Below are 16,289 nucleotides of genomic sequence, written 5' to 3' on the forward strand. Positions count from 1 at the left end.
GTCCTCCGGGCACGGTGGCCCGGTGAGCGCCCCAGGCACGGCGCCGCCGGCCGGCTCCCGCCCGCGCAGGCGACGGGTGCGCATGACCGGTCCCGAGCGGCGCAGCCAGCTGCTCGACGTGGGGCGCGAGCTGTTCGCCCGCAAGGGGTTCGAGGCCACCTCGGTCGAGGAGATCGCCGCGCACGCCGAGGTGAGCAAGCCGGTCGTCTACGAGCACTTCGGCGGCAAGGAGGGGCTGCACGCCGTCGTCGTCGACCGGGAGATGCACCACCTGCTCGACCGGTTCGGCACGGCGCTGTCCGCGCCCGGCAACCCCCGGGAGCTGCTGGAGCGCGCCGCGCTGGTCGTCCTCGACTACGTCGAGGAGATCCCCGACGGGTTCCGGGTGCTCACCCGCGACGCCCCGGTGACCAGCGGGCCGGGGCCGTTCGGGTCGTTGATCGGCGACCTCGCCGGCCAGGTGGAGCACGTCCTGGCCCGCGAGTTCGCCGCCCGCGGCTACCGGCCGGATCTGGCTCCCCTCTACAGCCAGGCGCTGGTGGGCATGGTGACGCTGGCCGGCCAGTGGTGGCTGGGCACCCGCTCCCCCGGCAAGCCCGAGGTGGCCGCCCAGCTGGTGAACCTGGCCTACAACGGCCTGGCCCACCTCGAACCGCACCCCGTGACCCCGGTGCCCGGCCGGCACCCCGCCTAAAGGGCCGGGCGGGCCCCCGGCACCGGCCCGCTGACGGCACGCACCGTGCGGAAGACGCCCGCACCGGCGAGCTCGGCGGCCAGCCGGACGGCGCCCTGCTCGTCGGCCGCCAGCGCCGCCACGGTCGGCCCGGACCCGCTCACCAGCGCGGCCGGCGCGCCGGCGTCCTCCGCGGCGCGCAGGGCCCGGCGCAGGTCCGGCCGCAGGTGCAGCGCGGCGGGCTGCAGGTCGTTGGACAGCGCCGCGGCGAGCTCGGCGACCGTGCCCGAGCGCAGCGCGGCGAGGGCGGGGGCGGCCGGCGTCGGCTCGGTCACGTCGGGCACCCGGCCCTCGGCGCGCAGCCGGTCCAGCTGGCCGTAGACCGCCGGCGTCGACAGCCCTTCCCCGGCGATGCCGAGCACCCAGTGCCACCGGCCACCGGCCAGCACCGGCGCCACCTGCTCGCCGCGGCCGGTGCCCAGGGCGACCCCGCCGACCAGGCCGAACGGCACGTCGCTGCCCAGCTGGGCGGCCAGCCGGAGCAGGTCCTCGCGGGCGGCGCGGGTGCCCCACAGCGCGTCCAGGGCGACCAGGGTCGCGGCCGCGTCCGCGCTGCCGCCGGCCAGGCCGGCGGCGACCGGGATGCTCTTCGCGACGTGCAGGTCGGCGTCGGGCCGGACGCCGGCGGAGTCGGCCAGCAGCTCGGCGGCCCGCCAGACCAGGTTGGTGCGGTCGCCGGGCACCTGACCGGGGCCGCTCGCCGCGCCGGTGCCCTCGCCGGTCAGCCGCAGGGAGAGGCCCTCCCCCGGCCGGGCCGTGACCGTGTCGTACAGCGAGACGGCGAAGTACACGGTGACCAGGCCGTGGAACCCGTCCTCGCGCAAAGGGCCCACGCCGAGGTGCACGTTCAGCTTCGCCGGTGCCCGGACGACCACGGCGTCCCGGGCGGCCCCGGACCCGCCGCCGCTCACGGCTGCACCGGTTCGGTGGCGGCCAGGCGCGCGAAGTCGGTGACCGACAGCTGCTCGCCCCGGGCCGAGGGATCGATGCCGGCCGCCCGCAGCCGCACCTCGGCCGCGGCCGGGCTGCCCGCCCAGCGCGCGAGCGCCGCCCGCAGCCCCTTGCGGCGCATGCCGAAGGCGGCGTCCACCACGGCGAAGGTCGCCTGCCGGTCCCCCGGCGGCGGCGGACGCCGGACCAGACCGACGAGGCCGGAGTCGACGTTGGGCTCCGGCCAGAAGACCCGCCGCCCCACGTTGCCGGCGCGGCGCACCTCGCCGTACCAGGCGGCCTTGACCGAGGGGACGCCGTAGGCCGGCGTACCGGGAGCCGCGGCGAGCCGCTCGGCCACCTCGGCCTGCACCAGGATCATCGCCCGGTCCAGGGTGGGCAGCAGCTCCAGCAGGGTGAGCAGCACCGGGACGGCGACGTTGTAGGGCAGGTTCGCCACGAGCGCGGTCGGCGGCGGCCCGGGCAGCTCGGTGACGCGCAGGGCGTCGGCCTCGACGACGACGAGCCGGTCGGCGAGATCGGGACGGCGGGCGGCGACGGTCCGCGGCAGCAGCGTGGCCAGCCGGGGGTCGATCTCCACCGCCGTCACGTGCGCCGCCGCGGGGAGCAGACCCAGGGTCAGCGAGCCGAGGCCCGGACCCACCTCGAGGACGACGTCGTCGGGCCGCACGCCCGCGGTGCGCACGATCCGCCGGATCGTGTTCGCGTCGTGCAGGAAGTTCTGCCCCAGCGACTTCGTGGGACGCAGGTCGAGCTGCTGGGCCAGCTCGCGGATCGCGGCCGGGCCCAGCAGCCCGTCGCCCTGCTCGGGTTCGGTGCTCAGGGGATCAGTTGAACAGGCGGGGCCCGCAGTGCGGCCACTGGCCGGCACCGGAGCGCTGGTAGAGCAGCTGGGCGCGGTAGGTCTGCTCGTCGGCCGACGCGGCCGACGGCAGCCCCGACCCGCCCACGGACTGCCAGGTGGCCGTGGAGAACTGGTACAGGCCGTGGTACTTGCCGGTCCCGCTGACCGCGTTCACCCGGCCGCCGGACTCGCACGCCGCCAGGGCACCCCAGTTGAGGCCGTCGGCGGTGGGGCTGTTCGTCGGGCGCGCCTTGGTGCCGACCGACACCAGCTCGTCGACCGGCGCCCGGGTGACGGTGCTGGACAGCTGCTCCCGGCCGGTCTCCTGGCCGTCGACGACGGTCACGCGGTAGGTGGTCGTCTGCTCGCCGTCGACGCCCTGCTGGGTCACCGTCTCGTCGCCCTGGAACGCGTCGGCGTCCTTGGTCTCCACCCGTCCGTGCGCGACCGGGGTGACCTCGGTGATCTCGGAGACCTCGACCCGGTACACCTGCAGCCGCATGCGGTCGAGCAGCGCCTGCGACAGCTTGAGGCTCGTGCGGTCGGTCTCGCTGAGCCCGATGCCCTGCTCGGTGAGCAGGTCGCCGGCCGTCGCGGCGGTCGTGGTGACCACGCGCTCGGCGCCGTCGACCACCAGCACGACGTCCTTGGGCGTGGTGATCGTCAGCTGCATGCCCTCGAGCGGCAGGCGGTCGCTGCGGCTCGCGGACATCACCAGGCCCTCGGCTCGGAGGCCGAGCTGGTCGAGCGCCTCCTCGACCGACAGCGCGGTCACGTGCACCTCGCGGGAGACACCGTCGATGGTCAGCTCGAGCGGCCGGGCCCGGTTGAGGACGACGGTGTCGCCGTCGGTCACCGCCTGGTCGGCCGCCGGCAGGACGACGTCCTGAGCGGCGAGGGCCAGGCCCTCCTCCTCCAGCAGGTCGCCCACCGTGCCGGCGTAGGTGCCGACGTCACGGGTCTGCCCGTCGACGGTGAGCGCGACGGACTTCTGGGCGAGGAAGAAGGCCAGCGTCCCGCCCACCAGTCCGAGGAGGACGAGAGCGAAGAGGCTGAACTGCAGGGAGCGGCGCACGACACTTCCAGGGGTCACAGAATCCGGGCAGGAGAACGGCCGGACCACCCGGGGCGGCCCGTCCGCGGTGCGGATCCGAGCGGCGGCCGCCCGGGGACCCGGACCATGGACGCCACCCGGGTCGCGCTCCACCCCGGCTGTCGATCACGACACGATAACGAACACTCTGAGCGTGGCAACGGTGCACCAGGAGTGAAGCAGGGCCGGCCGGCTGCGCAGTGTCGACTCGCCGACACGTCGAGTCAGGGAACGCTGGGGTCAGGGGGCTGCGCGACCACGGGCACTGGCTCGCGACCGTGACCAAGCACACGGCGTGGTCGGCGCCCGGGGCACCGACGCGCGGTTCAGCCGGCCAGCGCCGGCGCGGTGGAGCGCACCGGCCGCAGCCAGCTGAGCAGGAAGCCGGTCACCGCCAGCCCCGCCGCCAGTGCGGAGAAGCCGCCCGCGACGAGGGCCACGGGCAGCACGTCGAAGCCCTCGCTGACCCGCTCGCCCAGGTCCAGGCCGGCGCGCAGCAGCAGGGTGCCGAACGGGAGCAGCGCGGTGACGCTCGCGGCGGCGGTCACCAGGTGCGCCGTCCACGTCCGCAGTGCCTCGTCGATCGGCACGTCGGCGCCCGCGGCGGGCATCGGCCGGACCAGCGCCCGGAGCAGCGCCGCCTCCGCCAGCAGCCAGGCCGCCAGCGGGACGACGACGACCGCCCACGCCGCAGCGCCGTCCAGGTCACCGGTGGACCACAGCCACGCGGCCGTGCCCAGCTCCGCGGCGACCACCGCACGCATCGTCCAGACCAGCCAGGCGGAGATCTGCTCACCCTGCCGCGGGCGACGCGGCGGTGCGCTCAGGGCCCAGCGCGGCCGGGGACGCGTCACCTCGGCCAGCAGGACACCGGCCAGCAGGCCCACCGCGAGCACGGGGATCCAGAGGAACACCGAGGCCTCCGCGAGCACCACCACGCTGGCCACGATCCCGGCCAGGCCCAGGAGCAGACCCAGCCAGCGCCACCGGCGACCGTGCACCGCCTGGCGCCGCAGCGTCGCCGCCCCCTCGGGGGTCGGCTCGGCCAGCTCCACCCCTCCGCCGGCGACCGCCCGGCGGTCCGCCGCCAGCTTCCAGGCGCGGGCCAGCAGCACGCCCGGCACCAGCAGAGCGACGAAGACCACGACCGCGATGAGACGACCCACGACAACATTGTCGTCCTCCGGACGACACCGCGGCCACGTGCCGTCCGCTATTTCTGTTGAGCGCCACATACCCCGTGTCGGAGGAGCCTCCGGTCCCCCGCTCCGCAGGATGCGCTTCGCGGAGCCGGCCCTCGTCGACTACCGGTGAGCGTCGTCCGCCCAGCTGCCGAAGACCCGCTCGGCGGTGCCGGTGAGGGTGTGGCACAGCTCGGCCAGGTCGGTGCCGGTGACCTCGGCGAGGGCCCGGACGGTGTGCGGCACCAGGCGCGAGGCGTTCGGGCGGCCGCGGAAGGGCACCGGGGTGAGGAACGGCGAGTCGGTCTCCACCAGCAGCTGGTCCACCGGCGTGCGCGCCGCGGCCTCTCGGAGGTAGGCGGCGTTGCCGAACGTCAGCGTCCCGGCGAACGAGAGCACGTAACCGCGCTGGACGCAGGCCTCGGCGAAGGCGGCGTCGCCGGAGAAGCAGTGCATGACGACGTGCTCGGGAGCGCCCTCGTCGTCGACGACCCGGAGGATCTCCTCGTGCGCGTCCCGGTCGTGGATCACCAGCGCGACGCCGTGCTCCTTGGCGATCCGGATGTGCGCGCGGAACGACGCCTCCTGGGCGGCCCAGCCCTCCGGGCCGGTGCGGTACCGGTCCAGGCCGGTCTCCCCCACCGCGCGCACCCGCGGCAGGGCCGCCAGCCGGTCGATCTCGGCCAGCGCCTCGTCGGTCGCCCGGCCGTCGCCGGCCTCGTTGGGGTGCAGCGCGACGGCGGCGAGCACGTTCGGGTGCCGGGCCGCCAGCGCCGCGGACCAGCGCGACGAGGCGACGTCGACACCGACCTGCACCAGCCGCGGGACCCCGACCGCCTCCGCCGCGGCGATCTCCGCGTCGACGTCGGCGTCGGCCGCCCACTCGCCGTGCTCGTCCCCGGCCGGCCGCTCCCCCAGGACGATGTCCAGGTGGGTGTGGCTGTCCAGCGTCGGCGCCGGGAGCGGCTCCGGGGACGGCGGCGGCTCGCCCCGCCGGTTCGCGCGGGCGGACGCCGACCGACTCAATCCAACCCCTCGCAGGCGCTCGGGGCGGTCTCTCGCCGGAGCAGTGTGCTCATCGGTTCGCTCGCGAGCTCGCTCACTCCCCGCCCTCCTCCAGGCGCCGGAGCTCGTCGGCGACGACCGACTCGTCGAGCTTGGTGAAGATCGGCTTCGGCGGGGCCAGCGGCGTGCCGGGCGGCGCCAGCGGCGTGGAGGCCCAGACCGCCTGGCCCTGCTCGTAGTCGCCGGTGATGACCGGGTACGGGGAACCGTCGTCGAGGTCGGTGACCTCCTCGATCCGCGGCGCGACCGACCAGGTGCCGGTGCCCCCGAGCAGCTCGTGCACCTGCTGGGAGGAGTGCGGGAGGAACGGCGTCAGCAGGGCGTTGCAGTCCTTGATCGCCTGCAAGGCGGTGTGCAGCACGGTGTCCCGGCGGGCCGGGTCCTCCTTGAGCTTCCACGGCGCCTGGTCCGACAGGTACTTGTTCGCCTCCGACACCACCCGCATGGCCTCGCCGATCGCGGCCTTCTGCCGGTTCCGCGAGAGCAGGTCGCCGACCGGGCCGAACGCGCCGGCCGTCGTGGCGAGCAGGGCCCGGTCGTCGTCGGTCAGCTCGCCCGGGGTCGGGACGGCGCCCACGTTCTTCGCCGCCATCGAGACGCTGCGGTTGACCAGGTTCCCCCAGCCGGCGACCAACTCGTCGTTGTTGCGCCGGCGGAACTCGGCCCAGGTGAAGTCGGTGTCCTGGTTCTCCGGGCCGGCGACGGCGATGAAGTAGCGCAGCGCGTCGGCGTCGTACCGGGCCAGGAAGTCCCGCACGTAGATGACGACGTTGCGCGAGGAGGAGAACTTCCGGCCCTCCATGGTCAGAAACTCGCTGGAGACCACCTCGGTGGGCAGGTTCAGCCGGCCCAGCGATCCCGCGCTGCCGCCCTTGTCGCCCTCGCCGTTGTAGCCGAGCAGCTGGGCGGGCCAGATCTCGGAGTGGAAGACGATGTTGTCCTTGCCCATGAAGTAGTAGGCGTCGGACTCCGGCGTCTGCCACCACTGCCGCCAGGCGTCCGGCTCGCCGGAGCGGCGGGCCCACTCGATCGACGCCGACAGGTAGCCGACGACGGCGTCGAACCAGACGTAGATCCGCTTGTCGGGCCGGTCCCGCCAGCCGTCCAGCGGCACCGGCACGCCCCAGTCGATGTCGCGGGTGTAGCTGCGGGGCTTGAGGTCCTCGAGCAGGTTGACGCTGAAGTTCAGGACGTTGGGGCGCCAGCTCTTCCGGGTGCCCAGCCAGTCCCCCAGCGCCCGGGTGAACGCCGGCAGGTCGAGGAAGTAGTGCTCCTCCTCGACGAACTTCGGGGTCTCCCCGTTGATCTTGCTGACCGGGTTGATCAGCTCGATCGGGTCAAGCTGGTTGCCGCAGTTGTCGCACTGGTCGCCGCGCGCGCCGTCGTACTGGCAGATCGGGCAGGTGCCCTCGATGTAGCGGTCGGGCAGCGTGCGGCCGGTCGAGGGGCTGATCGCGCCGAGCGTCGTCCGGGGGAAGACGTAGCCGTTCTTGAGCAGCCCGAGGAAGATCTCCTGGCTGACGGCGGCATGGTTGGCCGTCGTCGTCCGGGTGAACAGGTCGTAGCTGAGCCCGAGGGACTGCAGGTCGCCCACGATGATCCGGTTGTTCCGGTCGGCGATCTCCCGGGGCGTGATCCCCTCGGCGTCGGCGGCGACCGTGATCGGCGTCCCGTGCTCGTCGGTGCCGCTCACCATCAGCACCCGGTCACCGGCCATCCGGTGGTAGCGGCTGAAGACGTCCGAGGGGACGCCGAAGCCGGAGACGTGTCCGATGTGCCGCGGGCCGTTGGCGTAGGGCCATGCGACGGCGGTCAGGATGTGCCGATCACTCACGCGGACGAGACTAGGCGGCGCGGTCCAGCCGGTCGCCCGGGCGGGCGGGCGAGACGGGTCTCAGTGCTGCGAGACGACGCTCGTGGCCGGGCCGGACGGGTCGGCGCCGACCGGGCCGAGGACGGCGAGCCCGCCCAGCGCCAAGGCGATCAGGCCGAGGGTGAGCGTGCACAGCGACCGGTGCACGGTCACCGGGTCGGGCCGGCGGAACCGCACCCGCGGTCCCTGCAGCACCCACTCCCGGGCCGACGGCGTGTCGACGAGGAGCAGCTTGCCGATCGGCAGCGCGAGCGCGGCTGCGACCAGCAGCGGCAGCGGGACGCCCCCGGTGAGGGCCTCCGGCAGCGGCATCAGCATCGCGAGCACCCCCAGGAACGAGGCCGCGACGAGCTCGACCCCGGAGGTGACCACCAGCAGCGTGCGGCTGGAGCCGTCGATCAGCGCGGCGCCCGCTCCGGCGGCCAGGACGATCCAGCCGGCCAGCAGGAACAGCCCCGAGGCGATCAGCCAGCCGGCCGGCCGCACCGGTGCGGCCAGGACGGCGTCGGCCCGGGTCAGGCCCGCAGCGAGCAGGCCGACGGCCTCGAGCACGGCGAGCACCCCGGCCGCGAGCGCGGGAACCGACACCCGGCGCGGCGCGACGCCCGGGGCCCCGGTTGCCGTCGCGCGCGGCGCGGGCCGCGCCGGACGGGCGAACGGCGACCCGATGGTGTCGCGGACGTCGAGGACGGTGCTCGCCACGAAGTTCTCTCCCTGACCGGTGGAGGCTGTCCCCGGTGAGGTCGGCGCGGGGGGCGGGCCGCTGGACGCCCCGCCGGGCGGGTTCACTCCTTCGGGTCGGTGCGGCCCGCACGCCTACGCTGCACACCGCCGGCGACGACGAACCGGGAGGAGGGGACCCCGCGTGAGCACGACGAACGACCCACCGGCCGCCCCGCTCGAGCTGCCCTCCGAGGTGCCGCCGGGATCGCCCCCGACGCTGCGCCCCCGGCCGGCCGGCCGGCAGCACCGGGTGCCCACCCGCCGCCCCGAGACCGCCGCCGTCATCGACTGCGCCGTCTACGTGGACGGCCGGCGCCAGGAAGCGGTGCCCCAGGCGGACGCGCTGCGGGTGGCCCAGGAGCGCGGTGGCTTCGTGTGGCTGGGCCTGTACGCCCCGGACGAGGACGAGCTCGGGACGATCGCCGAGGAGTACGAGCTGCACCCGCTCGCGGTCGAGGACGCCGTCTACGCCCACCAGCGGCCGAAGCTCGAGCGCTACGACGACGCCCTGTTCATGGTGCTCAAGACCGCCACCTACATCGAGCACGAGGAGCTGACCGCGACCAGCGAGGTCGTGGACACCGGCGAGGTGATGGTCTTCCTCGGGCCGAACTACGTGATCACCGTCCGGCACGGCGAGCACAGCGGCCTGGCGGAGCTGCGGCAGCGGCTGGAGGAGCAGCGGGAGCTGCTGTGCCTGGGGCCGGCCGCGGTGCTATACGCCGTCGCCGACCTGGTCGTCGACTCCTTCGTCGACGTCGCGGCCGCGGTGGAGGAGGACGTCGAGGAGCTCGAGGCCTCCGTGTTCAGCCCCCAGCGCACCGACGACGTCGGCCGGCTGTACCAGCTGAAGCGGGAGCTGATGTCGCTGCGGCGGGCGGTCTCCCCGCTGGAGGTGCCGCTGCAGAAGCTGGCCGAGCGGCCGGTCGACGTCGTCCCCGAGGCGATGCGCTCCTACTTCCGGGACGTCTTCGACCACGCCATCCGGGTGCGCGACCAGGTGACCGGCCAGGACGAGCTGCTCACCTCGATCCTGCAGGCGTCGCTGGCCCGGACGCAGATGGCGGACAACGAAGACATGCGGAAGATCTCGGCCTACGCCGGCATCATCGCCGTCCCCACCGCCATCGCCGGGATCTACGGCATGAATTTCGAGTACATGCCGGAGCTCGACGAGCCGTGGGGCTATCCCGCGGTGCTGCTGGTCATCCTCACCGCCATCGTGCTGCTCTACCGAGGCTTCAAGCGCAACGGCTGGCTCTGACGCCCTCCCTCCCGGTCCCGCCCCGGCCGTCCGTGCACGAACGGCTGTCTCCGGGGGTTCGTCACGACCCTTCGTGCACGAACGGCGGGCTCACCGCGCCAGCGCGGCCCGGATCGTGGCCAGCAGTCTCGCCGGGTCGTGCAGGTCGGCGGCGGTCACGAAGACGACGCGCCACCCCGCCTCCTGCAGCCGGTTGAGCCGACGCCGGTCGCGAGCGAACTGGCCCTTCCCGCCGTGCCAGGCACCGTCGTACTCGACGGCGACCTTCAGCTCCGGCCAGGCGAAGTCGACGCGGGCCACGAACCCGCCGTCGTGCCGGACGACGTGCTGCGCCACCGGAGCGGGCAGCCGGGCACGGTGCAGGAGCAGTCGCAGCCGCGTCTCCTGGGGTGACTCCGCGAGGCCGTCCGCCAGCGCGCACGCCGTCCTGACCCGCGTCGGCGCGGCACCGGGCGAGGCGGCGCGCGCCCTCAGTTCGCCGAGGTGCAGATCCGTCGCCGCGACCATCCGGTCGATCGCCACGACGGCCTCGTCCCGCGGCAGCACGCCCGCCAGCCGCAGCGCCGTCGCCAGCGGCGTGGTCACGCGCACGCCGGCGCGCAGGCAGACGTCCGACTCGTCCAGGGACGTGCGGCGGACGACCAGGCCCGGGTGCCGTCGCGGATGCGCTCCCGCCGGCAGGGTCAGTTCGACGTCGTCCCGGACGTCGGCCAGGTCGACGCCCCAGAGCACCGCCGCGCTCGCGCCGGTCACGACGGCACCCGGCAGGAGGACCGCGGCAGCGGCCCGGGCGCGGAGCTGGTACGTCTCCGGCACGCCGGCATCGACGTAGACGTCCCGGAACAGACGCCGCCACGCCGGACCCCGCAGCTGCGGCCGGGTGAGCAGCCCTGCCCGGACCACGGAGCTACCGCGGAAGAACGTGCCGCGGAGACGGTCCGGGACGCGCGACGGGGTGGGCACCGCGACAGGCTGCCCGGCGGGGGGCGGCACGCCCGCTCCGTCGTCCACAGGGCGCTGTTCGTGCACAGGATGCTGGCTCGAGCCCCATCCGAGCGCCGCGCGTGCACGAGCGGGGCGCCGCCGCCGTGGCAGGTCAGGAGGACTTGGCGGCGACGACGGCGTCGTAGACGGTGCGGCGCGGGAGGCCGGTGCGCTCCATCACCGCGCGGATCGCGTCCTTGCGGGTGGCCCCGGCCGCCTCCTCCGCCGCGACCTCGGCCGCGACCTCGGCGGGGGTCAGCTCCACGACCCGCTCCGGCGCCCCGGCGACGACGATCGTGATCTCGCCCTTCACGCCGTCGGCCGCCCACGCGGCCAGCTCCGCCAGCCCGCCGCGCCGGATCTCCTCGTAGGTCTTGGTGAGTTCGCGGCACACCGCGGCCGGCCGGTCGTCGCCCAGCACGGACGCGGCGTCCGCGAGCGCGTCGGCCAGCCGGTGCGGCGACTCGAAGAAGACCATCGTCCGCCGCTCGCCGGCCAGCGCGGCGAACGTCGAACGCCGCTCCCCCGCCTTCCGCGGCAGGAAGCCCTCGAAGCAGAAGCGGTCCACCGGCAGGCCCGAGACCGCCAGCGCGGTGGTCACCGCCGAGGGCCCCGGCACCGAGGTCACCTCGACGCCGGCGTCGATCGCGCCCCGCACCAGCGTGTAGCCGGGGTCGGAGACCGAGGGCATCCCGGCGTCGGTCAGCAGCAGGACCGTCCGGCCCTCGGCCAGGGCCGCCAGGAGCCCGGGCAGCCGGGCGCGCTCCACCGACTCGTGGAAGGTGACCACCCGGCCGGTCAGCGTGACCTCGAGGTCGGCGGCCAGCCGGTGCAGCCGCCGGGTGTCCTCGCACGCGAGGACGTCGGCCGTGGCCATCGCCGCCCGCAGCCGCGGCCCGACGTCACCGGGCTGCCCGAGGGGCGCCCCACCGAGCACCAGCCGTCCGCTCACACCGACGAGCCTGTCACGCCGGGACGGCCGGGCGCGCCACCTACCCTGGCCGCATGGCGGTGCTGGCACCCGAGCGGGCGGACGAGGACCCGCACGGGCCACCGGGGCCGGCGGCTCCACGGGCGCGCCGGCTGTCGGCGCCCCGACCCCGCAGGGACGTCGTCCTGCCGCCGGACGACCGCCGGACGGCGTGGATCGTCGCCGCCGTCCTCGGAGCGCTGGCCCTGACCACCCGGCTCTGGGGCATCGGCTACCCGCGCGAACTGCTCTTCGACGAGGCGTACTACCCACCCGAGGCGCGCGAGCTGCTCACCTGGGGGCACGAGTACAACCGCGGCTACTCCTTCATCGTCCACCCGCCGCTGGGCAAGTGGCTGATCGCGGCCGGCGAGCAGGTGTTCGGCTACAACTCCTTCGGCTGGCGCTTCCCCTCCGCGGTGGCGGGCTCGATCGCCGTCGTGCTGCTGTTCCGGCTGGGCCGCCGGCTGACCGGGTCGACCCTGGTCGGCCTGTTCGCCGGGGTGCTCCTGCTCGTCGACGGCTTCGCGTTCACGATCTCCCGCATCGGCCTGCTCGACGTCTTCCTGCAGGCGTTCGTCCTCGGCGCGGTCGCCTGCCTGGTGGTCGACCGCGACCTCGTGCGGGCCCGGGTGCGGGCGGCGGGCGCGGTCGCGACCGGCGGGTTCCGGCTCGGTCCGCGCGGCTGGCGGATCGCGGCCGGCTTCCTGTTCGGCTGCGCCTGCGCGGTCAAGTGGAGCGGCGTCTGGTTCCTGGCCTTCTTCGCCGTCCTGTCGCTGTTCTGGGACCGGGCGGCCTGGCGGGCGTCCGGGGTGCCGCGCCCCACCGTGACGGCGGCCCGCCGCGGGCTGCCCGGCGCGCTCTGGGCGCTGGCCGCCGTCCCGGTGCTCACCTACCTGGCGAGCTTCACCGGCTGGTTCCTGGGCGAGACCTCGCAGGGCAAGGCGTGGGCGCAGCAGAACCCGGAGACCGCGTTCCCGTGGATCCCGGACGCGCTGCGGTCGCTGTGGCACCAGCACGCCGAGTGGCTCCGCTTCCACAGCGGGCTGTCCAGCCCGCACCCGTGGGAGTCCGGGCCCTGGTCCTGGCTGGTCAACGGCCGGCCGATCCTGCTGTGGAACCCGCAGGGCCTCGTCGACCCCCAGGGCGAGCAGGTGGTGCGCTACATCCTCATGGTCGGGACGCCGGTCCTCTGGCTGGCCTTCGCGCCCGCGATGCTGTGGCTGCTCTGGCGGATCGTCGCGCGGCGGGATCCGGCCGCCCTCACCGTGGCCGTCGGGATCGCGGCGGGCTGGCTGACCTGGTTCGTGAACCCCGACCGGACGATGTTCCTCTTCTACATGGCGCCGGCGCTGCCGTTCTTCGTGCTCGCCGTCGCCCTGGTGCTGCAGGACGTGGTCGGCCGGCCCGGCAGCGGGCGGTGGCGCCGGCGCACCGGGCTGGCCGTCGCCTGCGGGTACGTCGCCGTCGTGGCGGCCACCTTCGTGTTCTTCTGGCCGGTGCTCACCGGGGCGCCCCTCTCGCACGGCGAGTGGCTGCAGCGGATGTGGTTCCCGTCCTGGTTCTGATCCGGGGCCGGCCGCCGGCACCTACGGTGTCGGGGAACCCCAGGGAAGGACGACGATGACCGAGGCGCAGGACCGGCCGCACGTGCTCACCCGGCTGGACGGGGAGGTCTGGCGCATCACGCTGGACCGACCGGAGACGGGCAACGCGCTCACGCCCGAGCTGGTCGTGCAGCTGGCGGCGGCCCTCGCGGCGCGCCCCGAGCAGTCGCGGGCGGTGCTGATCCTGGCCAACGGACCGCGCTTCTGCGTCGGCGGGGACGTCCAGACGTTCGCCGGCGCCGAGGACCCGGGCGCCGTCGTCGGCGCGCTGGCGCACGACTGGCACGAGGTCGTCCGGCGGGTGCTGCACTGCCCCGTCCCGGTGGTGACCGGGGTGCACGGCGCGGTGGCCGGCGCCGGCATCGGACTGGTCGGCGCCTGCGACATCGTCATCTGCGCCCGTTCGACCAAGATCCGGCCCGCCTACGGTGCGCTGGGCTTCTCGCCCGACGGCGGCACCTCGTGGGCGTTGACCCGGGCGCTCGGCGCACCCCGGGCGCTGGACCTGATGCTCACCAACGGATCACTGACCGCGGCGGAGGCCCACCTGACCGGGCTCGTCGCCCGGCTGGTGGAGGACTCGGAGCTGCACGAGGTCACGACCGCCGTGGCACACGCCGTCGCCGCCGGCCCGGTCCGCGCGATGGTGCGCACCCGGGCGCTGGTCCGCCGGGCCGCCAGTCGCTCGTTCGAGGAGCAGCTGGACGACGAGGCCCGGCTGATCACCGAGTCCGCCGCCGACCCGGAGGGGCGGGAGGGCGTGCGCGCCTTCGTGGAGAAGCGGCTGCCCGACTTCCGCAACGCCCGCTGAGCGCAGCGGGCGTCGCGGACGTCGCGGGCTCAGTGGTACCGGTGGACGACGGCGTGCCCCTTGCCGCGGCCGATGAGCGCGCGGTTGACCGGCACCGTCACCACGAAGGCGATCGCCAGCGCGACGGCGAGCGAGCCCCAGAACAGCGGTGAGGCGAGGCCGGCGTCCATCGCCCCCGGGATGAGCAGCATGATGCCGTTGTCCACCACCTCCATCACCAGGATGGAGACGGTGTCGGCCGTCAGGGCCACCCCCACCGCGGCGCGCAGCGCCAACCCCGAGCGCAGAAAGCGTCCCGGGCGCGGCTGATCCCCGGCGACGGCGAGCCCTCGCGCGCGCAGGGGCGACCGGCCCGGGTCGCTCCGGGACGTCCGCGCCGAGGAGTGGGTCAGTCGCGGGGGGCGGGCTGCAGCTGCGGGCGGACCAGCGCCCAGAAGGAGTCCAGCCGGCCGGTGAGGTCACGCCGCGCGCTCAGCTCCTGCGAGACCTGCTGCATGCCGAAGAAGCTGGCCACGATGACCTGGGCGGTGCCCACCGGGTCGGCCGTGGCGTTGATCTGCCCCCGCTGCTGCCCCGCGGTGATCAGCTGGGTGAGCGCGTGCTGCCAGCCGACGTAGGGCTGCGGCAGCTTGGCCAGGGCCTCGGGCGGGAGCTCGGACATCAGCCGCTTGGAGGCGCGGACGACCGGCTCCCGCGCGAACTGCTCCCCCGCCACGTAGGTGACGGCGACCAGGGCCGAGAGCGCGTCGTCGTGGGCGTCCATCACCCTGCGCAGCATCACCGGCCAGGTCTCGAACATCTGGTGGACGACCGCGATCGCCACGCTCTCCTTGGACTCGAAGTGCCAGTAGAGCGCGCCCTTGGTCATCCCGGTGCCGGCGACGATGTCGCTCAGGGACGTGGCGGCGTACCCGCGCTCGCCGAACTCCCGGGCGGCGACGTCGATGATCAGCTGGCGGGTGGCGGCGCTGTCGCTCGCCCGCCCGCGCGCCCGCCGCGCAGGAGTCGAGGCGCCGACCGGTGTCTCAGTCATGGAACCGCCTCTCGCGCAACGCCCTGCCCCGTGTCGCCGGGCAGCCTAGTGGTCGCGGCGGCGCGATCCGCCGTCCGACGCGACGACGGCGCCGCAGGGGGTGCAGGCCCCCGGCGGCGCCGGTCGATGTACGTGGGTGGAGCTGAGGGGATTCGAACCCCTGACCCCCTCGATGCGAACGAGGTGCGCTACCGGTCTGCGCCACAGCCCCCAAGTGCCGGAGCAAGACTACCGCCCGACTCCTCCGGCCCTGCCACCGGGGCAGGGCCGGAGGCCCGCAGCGACCGCTCAGGCGTTGACCACGCGCGGCGGCTGGTACTCGTCGATGTCGGCGAAGCCGATGTCGTCGTCGTCGAGGCCCACGACGGCGCTGTTCTGCCACCCGGCGGGCGCCGGGGTGCGGGCGGCCACGACCCGTCCCGGACGGAGCGTGTGGACCGGGGCGAGCGGGAGGCTGGGGTGCACCGGACGGGGCAGGGCCTCCTGCGCGACCGTCTCGTGCACCTCGGCCGACGCCGTGCGCTGGACGGGCGCCGGTGCCGCGGCCGGCGCCGGACGGGCGGCGGGGCGCACCGAGGTGCGCACGGCCGCCCGCGCCGCGGCCCGGGCGGCACGGCGGGCGGCGAGCCGCTCGCGCCGGGCGACCTTCCGGAGCACCAGCACGTAAGCGACCGTCGCGACGGTGAAGAACACCTGCGCGATCCACAGCCACGGTGTGAGGAGCAGCGCCCCGGCCAGCGACGCCAGCGTGAGGGCCGCCAGGCTCCCCAGGGCGCGGCGGCGGAGCGCGTGCACGTCCACCTTCAGCTCACCGGTGGTGCGCAGGACCTCGCGGTCGATCGACACCCGCTCGGTCTCGGCATGCCGCGCCGGGTCCACGGACCGCCGCCGCTGCAACGTCCGACCCGAGTCGGCAGACTCCGCCCGGCCGTCCTGTGCGTCACCGCGGGTCACCACCATGGGCACCAGCACGACGAACCACAGCACGACCAGCGCGGCCAAGAGCACGCCCGAACCCATAGGAACACCACCTGTCACATCCGTCACTCGCCGGGCGAGGTTATGCAGCGGAGGGGGCGGGATCCGGGAGGCGCGCGGGCGTGTCGCTGATGTGTTGTGAGACCGGTGTGACGGAGGACGGCGTGTCCCCCGCGCCC

The 16,289-nt window shown here is 74.9% G+C and carries 16 protein-coding genes and 1 tRNA gene; 4 read left to right on the forward strand and 13 right to left on the reverse strand.

Annotated elements, in window-relative coordinates; genetic code table 11:
- Positions 1-22: 22 nt before the first annotated feature.
- On the forward strand, positions 23-694 hold the full coding sequence (locus ACI790_RS15670) for a TetR/AcrR family transcriptional regulator (RefSeq protein WP_456570710.1): 672 nt from the start codon (positions 23-25) through the stop codon (positions 692-694).
- On the opposite strand, the gene ACI790_RS15675 is transcribed toward ACI790_RS15670, so the two are convergent.
- From ACI790_RS15675 to ACI790_RS15705, 7 genes are all read right to left on the reverse strand, one after another.
- Positions 691-1,644 (reverse strand): 4-(cytidine 5'-diphospho)-2-C-methyl-D-erythritol kinase, encoded by a 954-nt coding sequence (locus ACI790_RS15675; RefSeq protein ID WP_456570711.1) that lies wholly within the window; start codon positions 1,642-1,644, stop codon positions 691-693. The genes ACI790_RS15670 and ACI790_RS15675 overlap by 4 nt on opposite strands.
- On the reverse strand, positions 1,641-2,555 hold the full coding sequence (rsmA, locus tag ACI790_RS15680; protein WP_456570712.1) for a 16S rRNA (adenine(1518)-N(6)/adenine(1519)-N(6))-dimethyltransferase RsmA: 915 nt from the start codon (positions 2,553-2,555) through the stop codon (positions 1,641-1,643). The genes ACI790_RS15675 and rsmA overlap by 4 nt, the downstream gene beginning before the upstream one ends.
- A complete protein-coding gene (locus ACI790_RS15685; protein ID WP_456570713.1) occupies positions 2,512-3,603 on the reverse strand; it encodes a ubiquitin-like domain-containing protein in 1,092 nt (363 codons plus the stop codon). Before ACI790_RS15685 ends, rsmA begins: the two co-directional genes overlap by 44 nt.
- Before the next feature lie 344 nt (positions 3,604-3,947).
- Positions 3,948-4,787: a hypothetical protein gene (locus tag ACI790_RS15690; RefSeq protein WP_456570714.1), complete on the reverse strand. Its 840-nt coding sequence runs from the start codon at positions 4,785-4,787 to the stop codon at positions 3,948-3,950.
- Positions 4,788-4,925: 138 nt separating this feature from the next.
- Positions 4,926-5,828 (reverse strand): TatD family hydrolase, encoded by a 903-nt coding sequence (locus tag ACI790_RS15695; protein ID WP_456570715.1) that lies wholly within the window; start codon positions 5,826-5,828, stop codon positions 4,926-4,928.
- A gap of 73 nt (positions 5,829-5,901) precedes the next feature.
- Positions 5,902-7,701, reverse strand: coding sequence for a methionine--tRNA ligase (gene metG / locus ACI790_RS15700; RefSeq protein ID WP_456570716.1), 1,800 nt, complete (start codon positions 7,699-7,701; stop codon positions 5,902-5,904).
- A 60-nt stretch (positions 7,702-7,761) separates the two neighbouring features.
- Positions 7,762-8,442, reverse strand: a complete 681-nt coding sequence (locus ACI790_RS15705) for a hypothetical protein (RefSeq protein WP_456570717.1) — start codon at positions 8,440-8,442, stop codon at positions 7,762-7,764.
- A 163-nt stretch (positions 8,443-8,605) separates the two neighbouring features.
- Between ACI790_RS15705 and corA the strand changes: the two genes are divergently transcribed.
- Entirely contained in the window at positions 8,606-9,727 is a 1,122-nt protein-coding gene (corA, locus tag ACI790_RS15710) for a magnesium/cobalt transporter CorA (protein ID WP_456570718.1), read from the forward strand.
- Between the two features lie 90 nt (positions 9,728-9,817).
- On the opposite strand, the gene ACI790_RS15715 is transcribed toward corA, so the two are convergent.
- Both ACI790_RS15715 and rsmI read right to left on the reverse strand, forming a co-directional pair.
- Positions 9,818-10,690 (reverse strand): endonuclease domain-containing protein, encoded by an 873-nt coding sequence (locus tag ACI790_RS15715; protein WP_456570719.1) that lies wholly within the window; start codon positions 10,688-10,690, stop codon positions 9,818-9,820.
- 133 nt (positions 10,691-10,823) lie between these two features.
- On the reverse strand, positions 10,824-11,663 hold the full coding sequence (gene rsmI / locus ACI790_RS15720) for a 16S rRNA (cytidine(1402)-2'-O)-methyltransferase (RefSeq protein ID WP_456570720.1): 840 nt from the start codon (positions 11,661-11,663) through the stop codon (positions 10,824-10,826).
- Between the two features lie 53 nt (positions 11,664-11,716).
- Between rsmI and ACI790_RS15725 the strand changes: the two genes are divergently transcribed.
- Complete coding sequence (locus ACI790_RS15725; protein ID WP_456570721.1) at positions 11,717-13,249, forward strand: dolichyl-phosphate-mannose--protein mannosyltransferase; 1,533 nt, start codon at positions 11,717-11,719, stop codon at positions 13,247-13,249.
- A gap of 55 nt (positions 13,250-13,304) precedes the next feature.
- Entirely contained in the window at positions 13,305-14,099 is a 795-nt protein-coding gene (locus ACI790_RS15730; RefSeq protein WP_456570722.1) for an enoyl-CoA hydratase/isomerase family protein, read from the forward strand.
- A gap of 29 nt (positions 14,100-14,128) precedes the next feature.
- Here the strand turns inward: ACI790_RS15730 and ACI790_RS15735 are convergent, their stop codons facing one another.
- The 4 genes from ACI790_RS15735 to ACI790_RS15750 form a co-directional block, all read right to left on the reverse strand.
- Entirely contained in the window at positions 14,129-14,374 is a 246-nt protein-coding gene (locus ACI790_RS15735; protein WP_456570723.1) for a DUF4396 domain-containing protein, read from the reverse strand.
- Positions 14,375-14,487: 113 nt separating this feature from the next.
- On the reverse strand, positions 14,488-15,132 hold the full coding sequence (locus ACI790_RS15740; protein ID WP_456570724.1) for a ScbR family autoregulator-binding transcription factor: 645 nt from the start codon (positions 15,130-15,132) through the stop codon (positions 14,488-14,490).
- A 137-nt stretch (positions 15,133-15,269) separates the two neighbouring features.
- Positions 15,270-15,343: transfer RNA gene (locus tag ACI790_RS15745), tRNA-Ala, on the reverse strand.
- Positions 15,344-15,420: 77 nt separating this feature from the next.
- Positions 15,421-16,152 (reverse strand): hypothetical protein, encoded by a 732-nt coding sequence (locus ACI790_RS15750; RefSeq protein ID WP_456570725.1) that lies wholly within the window; start codon positions 16,150-16,152, stop codon positions 15,421-15,423.
- Between the last annotated feature and the right edge of the window lie 137 nt (positions 16,153-16,289).

The sequence above is a fragment of the Blastococcus sp. SYSU DS0539 genome, assembly GCF_054050855.1.